This is a genomic window from Sphingobacterium sp. KH_072 (genome assembly GCF_057837975.1).
Genome location: NZ_CM174457.1, coordinates 637,072 through 652,636, shown reverse-complemented (window position 1 = coordinate 652,636; position 15,565 = coordinate 637,072). Strand labels below are relative to the sequence as shown.

The following is a 15,565-nucleotide window of genomic DNA, read 5'->3' as shown; positions in this document are numbered from 1 at the left end:
TCTTTTGCTTTACAGACTAAATTTGTAGCAACTTTAGTGCTTTAGCACGCGCTGAATCTCATCAAGCTTCATCAATGCCTCCACTGGAGTGAGTGTATTTACATCCAGATTATTCAGCATATCCCGTATCTTTTCCAACACTGGATCATCTATTGCAAACATCTGCAATTGATACGCTTGTTTTTGGATTTTACGCATGCTGTCTTTAATATCTTCACCGCCGGTACGCTCTTGTTCCAATCGGCGCAAGATATCATTTGCGCGCGCTAAAAGCTTATTAGGCATTCCTGCCAACTTCGCCACATGGATACCAAAACTATGCTCCGATCCGCCCGGCACCAGCTTTCGCAGAAAAATAATCTTATTATTCAACTCCTTCACCGACACGTTAAAGTTCTTGATCCTCGGCATCGAAGTGCTCAACTCGTTGAGCTCATGATAATGCGTGGCAAAAAGTGTTTTGGCTCTGGCCGTCGGATGATGATGTAAGTACTCTGCAATAGCCCAAGCGATCGATATTCCGTCGTACGTGCTGGTACCTCGACCAATTTCGTCTAACAATATCAAACTACGATCAGACAGGTTATTCATAATGCTGGCCGTCTCATTCATCTCCACCATAAAAGTAGATTCGCCAGATGATAGATTATCCGAAGCACCCACACGCGTAAAGATTTTATCGACCAAACCAATCTGTGCTTCCTTTGCTGGCACAAAGGAGCCGATATGTGCCATCAGCACAATCAATCCAGTCTGCCGCAATAACGCCGATTTACCGGCCATATTAGGCCCAGTAATAATGATGATCTGCTGCGATTCCTGATCTAAAAAAGTATCATTGGTAATATAATCCTCACCGACCGGCAGATTTTTCTCTATCACGGGGTGGCGACCACCTTTGATATCCAATGCCTTCCCATCATTCACTTGCGGTTTCACATAAAAATTTTTCTCCGCAATAACCGCAAAATTCAGCAATACATCCAGCTTAGCAATCAGCTGCGCATTGAGTTGGATCGGCTTGATATACGCCGCGATATCCAACAAAAGCGCTTGGTAAATCCGGTTTTCGATGGCCTGAATCTTTTCCTCTGCTCCTAAGATTTGCTCTTCGTAGGTTTTGAGTTCCTCGGTGATATAGCGTTCTGCATTGACCAGCGTCTGCTTGCGAATCCAACCTTCCGGCACCTTATCCTTATGCGTATTGGTCACTTCTAGATAGTAGCCAAACACATTATTAAACGCAATCTTTAAGGAAGGAATGCCTGTTGCTTCCGCTTCGCGGCGTTGAATTTCCAGCAAATAACCTTTGCCACCGAAAGCTATCTTGCGAAGATTATCCAATTCTTCGTCTACTCCATCGGCAATGACATTGCCTTTATGTAACAATACCGGTGGCTCTTGCTGTACTTCTCGATCGATCTTGTCACGAATAATCAGACAGTTATTGAGCTGTTCAGAGATGACTCTCAGCGATTCTGACGTGGGCAGATCGGTTTTCTCCTTCAACTTTTCCACGGCATAAAGCGCCCTTTTCAGCTGGGTCACTTCGCGCGGATTGGCTTTCTGCAAACCAATTTTGGAAATCAACCTTTCTAAATCTCCTACCTGCTTAATCTCTTTGACAAGCTCATCGCGCAACGCGCGATTCTGATCAAAATGATCCACTACATCCAAGCGTTCTTGAATAGACTTTCGCTCCTTAAGCGGCATGATAATCCAGCGCTTGAGCAAGCGCGCTCCCATAGGCGATGCCGTATGATCCAGTACATCCGAAAGCGTAATTGCATTATCATTGGCCGACCCAATTAACTCCAGATTACGGATGGTAAAACGATCCAGCCACATGTACCGATCTTCTTCTATGCGCGCAATATGGGAGATATGTTGTAGGTTACGATGTTCGGTTTCGTTGAGGTAATGCAGTGCCACACCTGCCGCAGTGATGCCCGATGTTAGCCGTTCAATACCAAATCCTTTTAAGGAATTGACCTCAAAATGCTTCAATAACGCCTCCGAAGCATAATCGCCCGTATAAGGCCACTCATCTAGCGTGTAGGTATAATAGGTCGCACCAAACTGAATGACAAAATCATTCAGCTGCTTTTTAGGAAGAATAACTTCCGTCGGCTTAAAGCTTTGCAACAACTTATCAATGTAAGAAGCTTGGCCTTGTGCGACCGAAAACTCGCCGGTAGAGATATCCAAGAAAGCAATTCCAAACGTACTTTTATCTGCAAATACGGACGCTAAATAGTTGTTGGATTTCTCCTGAACGATATTATCACTATAGGATACACCTGGTGTCACCAACTCAGTTACACCTCGTTTGACGATTGTTTTGGTTTGCTTGGGATCTTCCAGCTGATCGCAAATGGCGACGCGCTGACCCGCGCGCACCAACTTCGGCAAATAGGTTTCGAGCGAATGATGCGGAAAACCGGCTAATGCCGTTTCCGATTCGGTACCGTTTCCGCGCTTCGTCAGCACAATACCGAGTATTCCAGCTGCCTTAATCGCATCCTCTCCAAATGTTTCGTAAAAATCCCCCACACGAAACAATAATAAAGCACCGGGGTACTTCACCTTGATCGTATTATACTGCTGCATTAAGGGAGTTTGCTTCTTTTCTTTCTTTGCCAATGGTAATCAGTTTTCGGTTTTAAGCCGAGTAAAAGTAATAAGGATATTATTAATTATCTTTGTATATGCTGAAAAAAGATCGATATAAAGCCTTCGTTGACTATTTTTCCACCCACAATCCAGATGCAGAAACGGAGTTGCATTACTCCAATCCCTTCGAACTCTTGGTGGCGGTGATCTTATCTGCTCAGTGTACTGACAAGCGAATTAATCAGGTCACACCAGCTTTGTTCGCGCGTTATCCAGAACCCGAATCGCTGGCTGCCAGTTCCGTAGAAGAAGTGTTTCCCTACATACGTTCGGTGAGTTATCCAAATAATAAAGCCAAACATTTGGTTGGCATGGCGCAAAAGTTACTGACAGAATTTGATGGCATTGTACCGGAGAAAATCGAAGATTTGATCAAACTGCCTGGCGTCGGTCGCAAGACGGCAAATGTCATCTCTTCGGTAGTCTACGACAATCCCGCGATGGCGGTAGACACGCACGTGTTTCGCGTAGCGAATAGATTAGGACTTACTCAAAAAGCTACCACCCCATTGGCGGTAGAAAAACAATTGGTAAAGCACTTACCCGAAGAAACCATCAAAGTAGCCCACCATTGGTTGATCTTGCATGGCCGTTATATCTGTTTGGCTCGTAAGCCTAAGTGTGAGATCTGTCCGATCACCTATTTTTGCCAGTATTTCAGCAAAAACTTTGGCAAGCAAGCCACTATCGAGGGTTGATAATAAACTAATTATTTTAGCATTTTTTATTTGTACACATCAGTTTTGTGTGTATATTTGACGTATTAAATAGACGAAAATGAGCAATTCAGATAAATTAAAAGCGTTACAGCTAACTTTAGATAAACTAGAGAAATCCTACGGTAAAGGAACCGTCATGAAGTTAGGCGATTCTTCTGTGGAGCCGATTGAATCCATTTCTACTGGATCTCTAGGTCTGGATATCGCATTGGGTATTGGTGGTGTGCCAAAAGGCCGCGTGATCGAGATCTACGGACCTGAATCTTCGGGTAAAACCACTTTGGCAACGCATATCATCGCAGAAGCACAGAAAAAAGGTGGGATCGCGGCATTTATTGATGCGGAGCATGCATTCGACAAATATTACGCGCAGAAACTGGGCGTTGATGTAGAGAATCTTTTGATCTCTCAACCAGACAATGGAGAACAAGCTTTGGAAATTGCGGACAACTTGATCCGCTCCGGCGCTATTGATGTGATCGTTATTGACTCGGTAGCGGCGTTGGTACCCAAAGGCGAGATTGAAGGCGAAATGGGTGATTCTAAAATGGGATTGCAAGCTCGTTTGATGTCACAAGCCTTACGTAAATTGACCGGTACGATTGCTAAAACAAACTGCTGTTGTATCTTCATCAACCAATTGCGCGAGAAAATCGGGGTGATGTTCGGTAATCCAGAAACAACAACGGGTGGTAATGCCTTAAAGTTTTACGCTTCCGTACGTTTGGATATTCGTCGTACTTCGCAGATCAAAGATGGCGATGAAGTAGCCGGAAATCACGTAAAAGTGAAGATCGTGAAAAACAAAGTAGCGCCTCCATTCCGCATCGCTGAGTTTGATATTATGTTTGGTGAAGGTATTTCCAAATCTGGCGAAATCATTGATCTTGGTGTAGAATATGGAATCGTGAAGAAGTCTGGTTCTTGGTTTAGCTACGGCGACACCAAATTGGGGCAGGGTCGCGATGCGGTCAGAAATCTGTTGATGGACAACCCAGATTTGATGGATGAATTGGAAGCTAAAATCCGTGCAGAAGTGACCGGAGTTGATTTAGATCAGAGTGCACTGAAAGTGGGCGAAGAATAAGCTAACTCTCTAACGCTATTAAAATAATGAATAGACAAACAGCCTGTAACCGCTAAGAAGTTACAGGCTGTTTGTCTAAAGCGCTATTCATTGCAATAATTTTTGAATATGCGTGGAAGTAGGTAACTTTGGAGCTATGGAAAATAAACCGTTCGTTCGGGAAAAAATCAACCTACCTAATGAAGGCAAGACGCTTCTTTTGCACTCCTGCTGCGCACCGTGCTCAGGCGAAGTGATGGAAGCGCTTATCTCATCAGACATTGATTTTACCATATACTTTTACAACCCAAACATTCATCCACGGAGTGAATATGATTTGCGCAAAGAGGAAAACATTCGATTTGCAGAAAAGCATAATATTCCATTTATCGATGCGGATTATGATGTAGATCATTGGTTTGAGTTGGCCAAAGGCATGGAAAACGAACCTGAGAAAGGCATTCGGTGTACCATGTGCTTTGATATGCGCTTTGAGAAAACTGCCGAATATGCGGCTGCAAATGGATTTGATGTGATCTCCAGCTCCCTCGGCATATCCCGTTGGAAAAATATGGATCAGATCAACGATTGTGGTGTACGAGCCGCATCTCGGCACGAGAATATGGACTATTGGACATTCAACTGGCGCAAAAAAGGTGGCGGAGCACGCATGCTGGATATTAGCAAGCGTGAACGCTTCTACATGCAGGAATACTGCGGCTGCGCCTACTCGCTTCGCGACACGAATAAGTGGCGTATGGAGACTGGTAGAGAAAAAATCAAGCTCGGCGAGAAATATTACGGAGAAGAAGAACAATAAAGGTTTTAAAAAAGAGTTGCAATCTATAGTTTTAACTACTATCTTTGCAGGCTCAAATACTGGATTGTGAAGTATTTAAAAAAATATAAAATACCATTTTCAGGCCTTTCGGCTGGTAAGCACAATTTCGAATTTGACGTCGATGACGCGTTCTTTGCATGTTTTGATCACTCCTTAGTAAAGAAAGGAAATCTCATAGCTAATGTACAATTACAAAAGCAGGAGAATATGCTGATTACAAACTTTGACATAAGCGGACACATCACACTTACCTGCGATGTATGCTTGAGAGAGTTTGAGTCCCCTTTAAGCACTAAGGAACGTGTGATTGTCAAATTCACACATGATGAATGGGATCAAGAATCGGACGAGATTATTGTATTATCACACAATGATTACGAATTCGACATTTCTAACTTGCTTTACGAATACATCAATGTATGCGTACCACACTATCCGAAATGTAGTGAACAAGGCGAGAATATCGATTGTGATCCAGAGATGCTGCGACAATTGGCAGACGAAGAGGCGATTAAGAATGAATTAAAAGAGGATCGTGTAGATCCTCGCTGGGAAGCATTAAAGAATATTAAAAATAACTAAAAATACACATACGAGATGGCACATCCAAAACGTAAAATGTCTAAGTCAAGAAGAGACAAAAGAAGAACGCATTATAAAGCGGATAAACCAAGTTTGACAGTATGTCAAGAAACTGGTGCAGTGCATTTGCCACACCGCGCATACACCGTCGATGGCAACTTGTTCTACAACGGCAAATTGATCATCGATAATACAGCAGCGATCTAAGGAGCTTCCGAAACATCCCAGTGACAGTGATTAATTCGATTTATTCCCTGTACATTGGGATGTTTTTTCGTATTATTGACTCATTAAATAATAACGAATGAAGATTGGTTTAGACGTACTAGGCGGAGATTACGCCCCAAACTCTACGATACAAGGAGCTATTGAAGCTCAGCAAAACCTCCAAAGTGACCAACGTTTGGTACTATTTGGAGATGAAGAAAATACCCGAGAACTAATCTCGAACGCCGGCGGTGATATTTCCGCTTTTGACTACGTTCATGCTCCCGACGAAATCGGCATGCACGAACATCCCACAAAAGCAATCACACAAAAACCTAACTCTTCTATATCCAAAGGATTTGAGTTTCTAAAAGATGGAAAGATTGATTCTTTTGCATCTGCTGGAAACACAGGTGCTATGCTCGTGGGTTCCATGTTTAGTGTCAAAGCTATTCCTGGCATATTGCGCCCAGCTATAGCCACCAATGTACCACAACTGAAAGGTGGAACTGCGGTGATGCTCGATGTGGGTGCCAATGCAGATTGTAAACCAGAGATGCTGAACCAATTTGCCCTACTCGGCAGCTTTTATGCAGAGCATGTGCTCCGCATTGAAAAACCAAGAGTAAGCCTGATCAACATTGGTGAAGAAGAAGAGAAAGGAAACTTGTTGACCACCAGTACCTACCCCCTACTCAAAACGAACGAAAAAATAAACTTCATCGGCAACGCGGAAGGCAGAGATCTATTTTCTGATCATGCGGATGTATTTGTCTGTGATGGTTATACAGGAAATGTGATTTTGAAATTAGCGGAGTCATTTTATGTGGTTACGTTGAAAAAGGGTTTTAAAGATGAATTCTTTGATCGCTTCAACTATGAACAATTTGGTGGTAGCCCTGTATTGGGCGTCAACGCACCTGTTGTCATTGGGCATGGTATTTCCACGCCTAAGGCGATCAAAAATATGGTTTTACAGTCACGAGATATGATATCCTCGAAATTCATCGAGAGAATCAAGTCTGCAATTAAATAATAGAACATGTCAAAAATCCGTGCTGCAATAACAGCTGTGAATGGATACGTTCCCGATTATGTGTTGACCAACCGGGAATTGGAGACCATTGTAGACACCAATGATGAATGGATTGTAAGCCGTACCGGCATTAAGGAAAGACGCATCCTCAAAGGAGAAGGTAAAGCCACTTCCGACTTAGCGGTACCAGCTATTGAAGGTTTACTCAAAAAACGCGGTATCACCGCAAAAGATATCGAACTGATTATTGTGTGTACCAGTACACCTGATATGATGTTTCCGGCTACAGCGAATCTTGTCGCACACAAAATCGGAGCGACAAATGCGTGGGGTTACGATTTGCAAGCAGCCTGTTCAGGCTTCTTGTTTGGATTGACAACCGCTTCTCAATTCATTGAGTCAGGAAAGCACACAAAAGTCCTAGTGGTTGGCGCCGACAAAATGTCGTCTATCGTAAATTACGAAGATCGCAATACCTGTATCCTTTTTGGAGATGGTTGTGGTTGCGTACTTTTAGAGCCAGATACGGAAGGATATGGTTTGCAAGATTCTATCCTAAAGACGGATGGCGCTGGAGCGGAATTCTTAAACCTAAAAGGTGGTGGTTCATTACACCCTGCTTCGCATGAAACGGTGGATGCTAAAATGCACTTTGCACATCAAGAAGGACGTAGCGTATTTAAGTTTGCAGTAACCAACATGGCAGACGTGGTCGCTGAGATCATGGAGAAAAATGAACTAACTTCGGAAGACATCAGTTGGTTGGCACCACATCAGGCGAATAAACGCATCATTGATGCGACCGCCGAACGTGCTGGTTTACCAGAAGAAAAAGTAATGGTCAACATCCAAAAATTTGGAAATACGACCAGCGCAACAATTCCAATGTGCCTTTGGGAATGGGAAAGTAAGCTGAAAAAAGGGGATAATATTATAATGGCAGCTTTCGGTGGTGGATTCACCTGGGGAGCTACTTATTTAAAATGGGCGTACGATCCTAAATAATATCGTACATAACTACTACAAACAAGACTATAAAATAGAATAGACTATGAGCATGGATATCAAACAAGTACAAGATTTGATAAAGTTCGTTTCCAAGTCTGGAGTAAACGAAGTATCTATTGAAGAGAAGGATTTCAAGATTACGATCAAAACGAATCAAGAACCTACATACGTGACTGCTACTGTACCTCAGGCAGCACCTGTTGCTGCGCCAAGTGCGGCACCAGTTGCCGAAGTAGCCAGTATAGCACCACAAGCTGCGGCAAAACCTACAGCAGATGATAGCTCGAAATATATTACGGTAAAATCTCCGATGATCGGTACATTCTACCGCTCAGCAGGCCCAGGCAAACCAACTTTTGCCAATGTGGGTGATGAAGTTACAACCGGTAAAGTACTTTGTATCATTGAAGCCATGAAATTGTTTAACGAAATCGAATCCGAAGTTTCGGGTAAGATCGTCAAGATCTTGGTGGAAGATGCCCAACCAGTAGAATACGATCAACCATTATTCTTGGTAGATCCTAGCTAATTTTTTCTTCTTTAAGAAGAGAGAACAAGCTGTTCCATTGTTTACTTTATCAAGAATTTATGTTTAAAAAAATACTGATAGCCAACCGGGGCGAAATTGCACTTCGCATTATCCGCACATGTCGTGAGATGGGCATTCAAAGTGTGGCGGTATATTCTACTGCCGATAGAGATAGTTTACATGTACGATTTGCGGACGAAGCCGTGTGTATCGGCCCACCGGCCAGTAAAGACTCTTATCTAAATATCCCGAACATTATATCGGCTGCTGAGTTGACCAATGCAGATGCTATACATCCAGGATATGGTTTCTTATCGGAGAACGCTAAGTTTTCTGCCATCTGTGCAGAATACGGCATCAAATTTATTGGTGCTACCGCCGATCAGATTGAGAAAATGGGCGACAAAGCATCCGCAAAAGCAACTATGAAAGCTGCTGGTGTACCGACAGTACCAGGCTCGGTAGGATTGTTACCCGATGTAAAAACAGGTATTCAATTAGCCAATGAAATTGGTTATCCGGTCATCATCAAAGCAACAGCTGGTGGTGGTGGTCGCGGAATGCGCATCATCTGGAAAGATGAAGAGTTTGAACCTAACTGGGATTCTGCCCGTCAGGAATCGGCTGCTGCATTCGGTAACGATGGTATGTATCTTGAGAAATATGTAGAAGAACCAAGACACATTGAAATCCAAGTAATCGGAGATCAATATGGCAAGGTATGCCACCTTTCTGAGCGTGACTGTTCTATACAACGTAGACATCAAAAATTAGTTGAAGAAGCACCTTCTCCATTTATCACACCAGATTTACGCAACGCCATGGGCGAAGCTGCAATCAAAGGTGCGATGGCGGTGAAATATGAAGGCGCTGGTACAATCGAGTTTTTGGTAGACAAACACCGCAACTTCTATTTTATGGAGATGAACACCCGGATTCAGGTGGAGCATCCTGTTACAGAAGAAGTCATTAGCTTTGACCTGATCAAAGAGCAGATCAAAGTGGCCGCAGGAATCCCGATTTCGGGAAAAAACTACGAGCCAAAAATGCATGCTATCGAATGCCGTATCAATGCGGAAGATCCATTCAACAACTTCCGCCCGTCACCTGGAAAGATCACCAATTTCCATTCTCCAGGTGGGCATGGTGTTCGCGTAGATACGCATGTGTATGCAGGTTATACGATTCCACCGAACTACGATTCGATGATCGCCAAACTCATCTGCACAGCGCAAACTCGTGAAGAAGCATTGAACACGATGGAGCGCGCTTTGAGTGAATTTGTGATCGAAGGAATCAAAACAACTATTCCTTTGCATCTTCGATTGATGCGTGATCCAAACTTCCGTGCAGGTAACTTCACGACCAAGTTTATGGAAACATTCGACCTTACAGAATACCCTGACGAATCGCAATCTTAAAGACTACGTTACAAACAAAAAAAAATACCATTCTTCGGTCGAAGAATGGTATTTTTGTTTATACTAGTCTTTGAATAACATAACTACATGTCAAATAAAAACTTAAAACTTCTACAGGCATTAAAAGATAAAGGAAAGAGCATAGAGGCAGAAATGTCTTTTTTTGAACACATAGAAGTCCTAAGATGGCATCTTATCCGTTCGGTAATTGCTATTGCTGTATTTGCTATTCTCTCATTTACCTTCTACGATTTTGTCTTTAACGACATCATTATGGGACCCAAAAATTTAGATTTTTGGACATACCGAATGATGTGTAAAGTCGGTGATTTACTTAGCCTAGATGGTTTCTGTGTAGAGCGCATTCCCTTCAACATTATCAACACCGAGTTGGCTGGGCAGTTTATGTTACAGATCAACTCCTGTTTACTGATGGCTGTCGCGTTGGGTTTCCCATACCTACTATTCGAAGTATGGTTATTTATAAAACCGGCTTTGACCGATGTAGAGCGCAAAGGCGCACAAGGCTTTGTATTCTACGCGACCATTCTATTCATCATAGGTGCTTTATTTGGCTATTATATCGTTGTACCGCTTTCGGTCAACTTCCTAGCCAACGTTTCGTTGAGTGACGAGATTACCAACCAAATTACGATCGACTCTTACCTATCTACCATTGCGACCTTGAGCTTAGGCTGTGGTATCATTTTTCTATTGCCGATCTTGATTTTCATCTTATCTAAGCTGGGCATCATGACACCAGAATTCATGCGCGCCAGCAGACGGTATGCGATCGTCATCATTCTCATCATCGCGGCTATCATTACGCCTACGGCGGATGTCATTACATTGCTTACCGTGAGTGCGCCAATGTTTATCTTGTACGAGCTAAGTATCTCCGTATCGGCACGTGTAAAACGCGGCAAATTGCAACGTGAAAAAGAGTTTTATAAAAAATAGTAAGTAAAGTAATATGTCTAGAAAAATAGCCATCGGCAGCGATCACGCAGGATTTGAATACAAACAACAATTAATCAATATGCTGGAAGAATCTGGCTATGCCGTGGCTGATTTTGGCCCTTCCAATGGCGATTCGGTGGATTACCCCGACTTTGCACACCCCGTATCTAGCAGTGTAGAGAAAGAGGAGAATGAATTGGGTATTTTGATTTGCGGCAGCGCCAATGGTGTGGCAATTACGGCCAATAAGCACCAAGGTATACGGGCTGCCATCGCTTGGTTAGAAGAAATTGCTATACTGGCGCGCCAGCACAATAATGCCAACGTGATCTGTATTCCAGCGCGCTTTATCGATATCGAATTAGCGAAGAAGATCGTGCAGGCTTTTCTTACGACAGATTTTGAAGGGGGCAGACATGCCAACCGCGTGAATAAAATCGCGTGCATGTAAGCAGGCATGTACAGCAATGTATAACGAGTAACTAACCACACGAACTGTAAAACATACATGAAAAAGTACCTTTCTTTATTATTTATCGTGCCAGCTGTTTGGAGCTGCACATTTGCCCAAGATGCCACACAAAAGAAATACGCCGGTGAGATCACCGAGGAGTTGGCCCGGAAACACTTAACCATACTGGCTTCTCCAGAATTTGAAGGCCGAGGAACTGGTCAAGATGGTGGCCGTAAAGCAGCAGAATATGTAGCGCAGCAATTCGAGTCGTTTGGGTTGAAAAAACCTGTAAATGGCTCTTACTTCCAGCCGGTCAGCTTAATCAAATCGGTGTATGCCGTCAAGAACTTTAGCATTGGCGGAAAGTCTTATGCATATGGCAAAGACTTCTACGTACAAGGCGAAAACACGTTGCAAAACTACAGCGCAGAAGAATTGATCTTTATTGGATACGGTATTGAAGATGAGAAATACAATGACCTAAGCGGTGTAGACGTTTCGGGTAAAGTGATCGTATTCATTAACGAAGGCGAACCAAAGGATGCGGCTGGAAATTCATTGATCACCGGCACAGACAAAGAGTCTGACTGGACACGCAGTCGCTTGAAGCGCCTACAGGAATTGATGAAGAAAAATCCAAAGCTCATCATAGCGACTTCGTCGCAGATCGCGCAAAATATCACGCGCATCGGCGGTCGATTAACTTCAGGACGCGTCAGTTTGAAGAAATCAGATAGCCCAGAAGTGAACAATGGTGTGCCGATGGTAATTGCTACCGAAAGCATGGTGAACAGCATTTTGGAATCTAAAAAAACCAATCTAGATCAGGTAAAAAAGAAAATATCAGAAACCAAAAAGTCGAATTCTTTTGTGATCAAAGCCAAATTGAAGGCTGAGATGGGCAACAGCCAAGAAGATCTAGACGATCCAAACGTATTGGGATTATTAGAAGGATCTGATCTGAAAGACGAAATCGTCGTTATTGGCGGTCACTGGGATCATGATGGGATCTTGCCAGACGGAACGATTTTTCCAGGTGCGGATGATAACGGAACGGGCACGGTAGCTGTTATTGACATCGCTCGCGCTTTTGCGGCAGCAAAAAAAGAGGGTAAAGGTCCGCGTCGTAGCATCTTGTTCATCGCTTATGCGGCAGAAGAGAAAGGTTTGCTAGGATCTAATTACTATGTAGAAAACCCAATCTTCCCTTTGGAAAACACCGTTACTTGTATCAACATCGATATGATCGGACGGATCGACGACAAGCACTTGGAAGGCAATCACAACTATGTGCATGTGATCGGAACGAACAAATTGAGCTCGGAATTAAATCCACTGGTAGAGAAAGCAAACGAAGAATATACGGGTCTGGAATTGGATGGCATGTACAACGATCCGCAAGATCCGATGCGCCTGTATTACCGCTCAGATCACTATAACTTTGCCAAAAAAGGCATTCCATCCTTATTCTTCTTCTCGGGCTTACACCCACATTACCACACCCCAGAAGATACAGTAGATAAGATCGATTTCCCTATGATGGTGAAACGCGAACACTTGATCTTCCATACGACTTGGGATATTGTGAATCGCGATAACAGATTAGTTGTCGACATTCCCGAAGATGGCGGCACACGCTAAGCGGACGAGCAAATTATAAAAAGCGAAAGCCCTTGAAATCATTCAAGGGCTTTCGCTTTTTATAGAATCTTCTAGCTTATGGTTGATAGAACCATTCATCAGGAATCGATATTACCTCGCCCCCATCCACACTGTATTTGAGTTCTAACGTAAAACCGCCACCCGCTTCGATAAAGTCAATGGCGAAGTCGTGCAAACCTTTTTTCAGCGCAATCTGTCCGCTCTTCATCACCGGAGAGTGGTTTCCATCATTGTCTACGACCATTTGCTCTGCGATCCGCAATACACCACCATCATCACACGTAAAGTAGAAACTATAGATGCCATCTTTTGGCACGCGGATAAAGCCGCGAAGTTGTGCAGCGAAAGCCGGCATGTTGACCGTATCGGCGATATGCACATTATTCAACACTTCATCACGTACGACTGTTCCTTTTATAGTCGCTACTTTCGGGAATTTCCCTTCGTAAAACTTCGTCTGTAAACCATTATTGCGACCTTTTACCGAAGCCTTCACCGGTTTCTTCCAAGTATCCATTACAAAGTCAACTTGGTACAATTCACTCTTTGCGCCGCTTTCCGTGATGGAGGCAAAACGGATTTGGCTTGGTTCGCGTACTACCAATTCATCTTTAAATACAGGACTAGTTGGCAATGGCAAACTACCGTCTGTGGTATAATAAACTTGGGCCCATGTCAGCGGATTATTCACTTTCAATACCGCCTTGCCATCTACGATGACTTGCTTATCGGCAAAGCCTTGCAAATCGGGCATACGGAAACTATATCCCAATCGTTGCCATGCTTGGTAATGATCTACAACACGATCTTGATACGAAGCAAATAGTTCTTGATTGGTCCATACACGTTCTGCTAAGGCAGTCAATCTAGGCAAAATCATAAATTCTAAGCGTGCTATCGAAGGGATCATTTCTGTCCAAGTATTGGCTTGCGCCCCCATAATACGGGTTCGGTCTTGCTCTGGCAGATCTGTTGGAATCGGACGGAAATGATACACACTATTTAGCGAACTGCTATTCGGAAGAAAATCAAAATACAACGGATTAGTTGGCGTCATAATGACTTCGTGTCCACGAGAAGCGGCTTTATGAGGTGCATCTTTCTCCCATCCGCGCCAGTACATCACCGTCATGGATGTATCTACTCCACCATCCAATACTTCGTCCCAACCAATCGCCTTTTTACCATTTTTGGTGATAAACGTATTCACGCGATTGACAAAATAACTTTGCAACTTATCTAGATCGGTAATATTTAATTCTTTCATGAGCGCTTGGCATAGTGGCGATTTCTTCCAACTATCTTTTTCTACCTCATCAGCACCAATATGAATATAGTTGCTTGGGAACAATTCCATCACTTCAGAAAGCACATTCTCTACGAAAGTATACGCTTCTTCTTTGCAAGGACAGATCGGTGTGGAGAAGGTTTTGCCCCAGCTAGCTTCGCCCGCATCTAATAGCAACTCCGGATAAGCTTTTGTCGCCATATACATGTGTCCTGGCATATCAATCTCTAGAATGACCTCAATATGTCTTGCTTGGGCATACTGTAAGATCTCGCGAATATCTTCTTGTGTGTAGTAACCACCATATTCGACCACGCCATTGCGCTCGCGCAAGTGCTCTTTAGGCAAGTCGAAATCAGGATTAGTTTTTGCCTTTTCTAATAATGCCGTATCATGGTTATTATACGTTCTCCAACCTCCCAATTCTGCCAGCTTAGGGTATTTCTTACTCTCCAAGCGCCATCCTTGATCATCGGTTAGGTGAAAGTGGAATTTATTGAACTTGTACATAGCCAGCAAATCGATGAAGCGGAATATATATTCTTTAGAAAAAAAATGTCTGGCCACATCCAAGTGTGCACCACGCCAACCAAAACTCGGACCATCTTCCATTTTGGCAAATGGTAATGCAACCGCTTGTTTTGTTTTAGCGGTTATAAGGAGTTGGTTGAGTGATTGCAAGCCGTAGAACATCCCTGCAGGTGTACCAGCGCTAAGACGTACACCTTGTGCGTTGATTTCTAATTGGTAATGTTCGGCTTTGATCGCGGCATCTTTCAATAATAAGATGTTGGCAGAGCCTGCATTGCGTGCGAGTTGTACAGTTGTACCTGCGAATACCTGCTGCGTCAGCACGTTGATTTCTTGCTCAAAGAAAGCAAGATCATCGCTGTAGTACTGCAGTAACTCGGACTTCGGAGACCAAGTGCCTTCTTGCGTCACGATGGACTGTGGATAGGGAATCAGTGGCAAATTTTGTCCTTTATTCGTGGACTGTGCATGGCCGAATTGAAACACAACTAAAAGGAAATAGCTTAAAAATAATGATGTTTTAATCATATTTAGACACATGGAATTTATCTGAATCGGAAAGATAAACAATTTTGCTTACTTCGGCTC

14 protein-coding genes are annotated in these 15,565 nt (G+C 43.3%); 12 read left to right on the top strand and 2 right to left on the bottom strand.

All coding sequences use genetic code 11. From position 1 onward, the window contains the following. Positions 1-33: 33 nt before the first annotated feature. Entirely contained in the window at positions 34-2,643 is a 2,610-nt protein-coding gene (gene mutS / locus AC3IRT_RS03060) for a DNA mismatch repair protein MutS (RefSeq protein WP_489395070.1), read from the bottom strand. A 65-nt stretch (positions 2,644-2,708) separates the two neighbouring features. Here mutS and nth point away from each other — a divergent pair, with 65 nt between their 5' ends. The 12 genes from nth to AC3IRT_RS03000 all read left to right on the top strand — a co-directional run bounded on the left by nth (position 2,709) and on the right by AC3IRT_RS03000 (position 13,137). Continuing rightward, positions 2,709-3,371 (top strand): endonuclease III, encoded by a 663-nt coding sequence (gene nth / locus AC3IRT_RS03055; RefSeq protein ID WP_489395069.1) that lies wholly within the window; start codon positions 2,709-2,711, stop codon positions 3,369-3,371. Between the two features lie 79 nt (positions 3,372-3,450). Then, positions 3,451-4,479 (top strand): recombinase RecA, encoded by a 1,029-nt coding sequence (gene recA, locus AC3IRT_RS03050; RefSeq protein ID WP_489395068.1) that lies wholly within the window; start codon positions 3,451-3,453, stop codon positions 4,477-4,479. A gap of 136 nt (positions 4,480-4,615) precedes the next feature. Beyond that, positions 4,616-5,278, top strand: coding sequence for an epoxyqueuosine reductase QueH (locus AC3IRT_RS03045; RefSeq protein WP_489395067.1), 663 nt, complete (start codon positions 4,616-4,618; stop codon positions 5,276-5,278). Between the two features lie 66 nt (positions 5,279-5,344). Further along, the gene (locus tag AC3IRT_RS03040) at positions 5,345-5,881 is read left to right on the top strand and encodes a YceD family protein (protein ID WP_489395066.1); all 537 of its coding nucleotides are present in this window, start codon (positions 5,345-5,347) and stop codon (positions 5,879-5,881) included. Between the two features lie 15 nt (positions 5,882-5,896). Continuing rightward, positions 5,897-6,088, top strand: coding sequence for a 50S ribosomal protein L32 (gene rpmF, locus AC3IRT_RS03035; protein WP_489395065.1), 192 nt, complete (start codon positions 5,897-5,899; stop codon positions 6,086-6,088). Positions 6,089-6,185: 97 nt separating this feature from the next. Next, positions 6,186-7,124: a phosphate acyltransferase PlsX gene (gene plsX, locus AC3IRT_RS03030; protein ID WP_489395064.1), complete on the top strand. Its 939-nt coding sequence runs from the start codon at positions 6,186-6,188 to the stop codon at positions 7,122-7,124. Between the two features lie 6 nt (positions 7,125-7,130). Then, entirely contained in the window at positions 7,131-8,129 is a 999-nt protein-coding gene (locus AC3IRT_RS03025; protein ID WP_489395063.1) for a beta-ketoacyl-ACP synthase III, read from the top strand. Between the two features lie 46 nt (positions 8,130-8,175). Then, positions 8,176-8,661 carry an acetyl-CoA carboxylase biotin carboxyl carrier protein gene (accB, locus tag AC3IRT_RS03020; RefSeq protein WP_489395062.1) on the top strand — a complete coding sequence of 162 codons (486 nt, stop codon included), beginning with the start codon at positions 8,176-8,178 and terminating at the stop codon, positions 8,659-8,661. A 59-nt stretch (positions 8,662-8,720) separates the two neighbouring features. Continuing rightward, complete coding sequence (gene accC, locus AC3IRT_RS03015) at positions 8,721-10,082, top strand: acetyl-CoA carboxylase biotin carboxylase subunit (RefSeq protein WP_489395061.1); 1,362 nt, start codon at positions 8,721-8,723, stop codon at positions 10,080-10,082. An 87-nt stretch (positions 10,083-10,169) separates the two neighbouring features. Beyond that, positions 10,170-11,042, top strand: a complete 873-nt coding sequence (gene tatC, locus AC3IRT_RS03010; protein ID WP_489395060.1) for a twin-arginine translocase subunit TatC — start codon at positions 10,170-10,172, stop codon at positions 11,040-11,042. A 13-nt stretch (positions 11,043-11,055) separates the two neighbouring features. After that, a complete protein-coding gene (gene rpiB, locus AC3IRT_RS03005; RefSeq protein WP_489395059.1) occupies positions 11,056-11,493 on the top strand; it encodes a ribose 5-phosphate isomerase B in 438 nt (145 codons plus the stop codon). A 57-nt stretch (positions 11,494-11,550) separates the two neighbouring features. Further along, the gene (locus tag AC3IRT_RS03000; RefSeq protein WP_489395058.1) at positions 11,551-13,137 is read left to right on the top strand and encodes a M28 family peptidase; all 1,587 of its coding nucleotides are present in this window, start codon (positions 11,551-11,553) and stop codon (positions 13,135-13,137) included. A 76-nt stretch (positions 13,138-13,213) separates the two neighbouring features. Here the strand turns inward: AC3IRT_RS03000 and AC3IRT_RS02995 are convergent, their stop codons facing one another. After that, positions 13,214-15,505: a family 20 glycosylhydrolase gene (locus AC3IRT_RS02995; RefSeq protein WP_489395057.1), complete on the bottom strand. Its 2,292-nt coding sequence runs from the start codon at positions 15,503-15,505 to the stop codon at positions 13,214-13,216. Between the last annotated feature and the right edge of the window lie 60 nt (positions 15,506-15,565).

Excerpts from the sequence above, each read along its gene's own strand:
- recA (WP_489395068.1), top strand. The coding sequence starts at position 3,451 with ATGAGCAATTCAGATAAATTAAAAGCGTTACAGCTAACTTTAGATAAA.
- rpmF (WP_489395065.1), top strand. The coding sequence starts at position 5,897 with ATGGCACATCCAAAACGTAAAATGTCTAAGTCAAGAAGAGACAAAAGA.
- accB (WP_489395062.1), top strand. The coding sequence starts at position 8,176 with ATGAGCATGGATATCAAACAAGTACAAGATTTGATAAAGTTCGTTTCC.
- accC (WP_489395061.1), top strand. The coding sequence starts at position 8,721 with ATGTTTAAAAAAATACTGATAGCCAACCGGGGCGAAATTGCACTTCGC.
- nth (WP_489395069.1), top strand. The coding sequence starts at position 2,709 with ATGCTGAAAAAAGATCGATATAAAGCCTTCGTTGACTATTTTTCCACC.
- tatC (WP_489395060.1), top strand. The coding sequence starts at position 10,170 with ATGTCAAATAAAAACTTAAAACTTCTACAGGCATTAAAAGATAAAGGA.
- AC3IRT_RS03025 (WP_489395063.1), top strand. The coding sequence starts at position 7,131 with ATGTCAAAAATCCGTGCTGCAATAACAGCTGTGAATGGATACGTTCCC.
- rpiB (WP_489395059.1), top strand. The coding sequence starts at position 11,056 with ATGTCTAGAAAAATAGCCATCGGCAGCGATCACGCAGGATTTGAATAC.
- AC3IRT_RS03045 (WP_489395067.1), top strand. The coding sequence starts at position 4,616 with ATGGAAAATAAACCGTTCGTTCGGGAAAAAATCAACCTACCTAATGAA.
- AC3IRT_RS02995 (WP_489395057.1), bottom strand. The coding sequence starts at position 15,505 with ATGATTAAAACATCATTATTTTTAAGCTATTTCCTTTTAGTTGTGTTT.
- plsX (WP_489395064.1), top strand. The coding sequence starts at position 6,186 with ATGAAGATTGGTTTAGACGTACTAGGCGGAGATTACGCCCCAAACTCT.
- AC3IRT_RS03000 (WP_489395058.1), top strand. The coding sequence starts at position 11,551 with ATGAAAAAGTACCTTTCTTTATTATTTATCGTGCCAGCTGTTTGGAGC.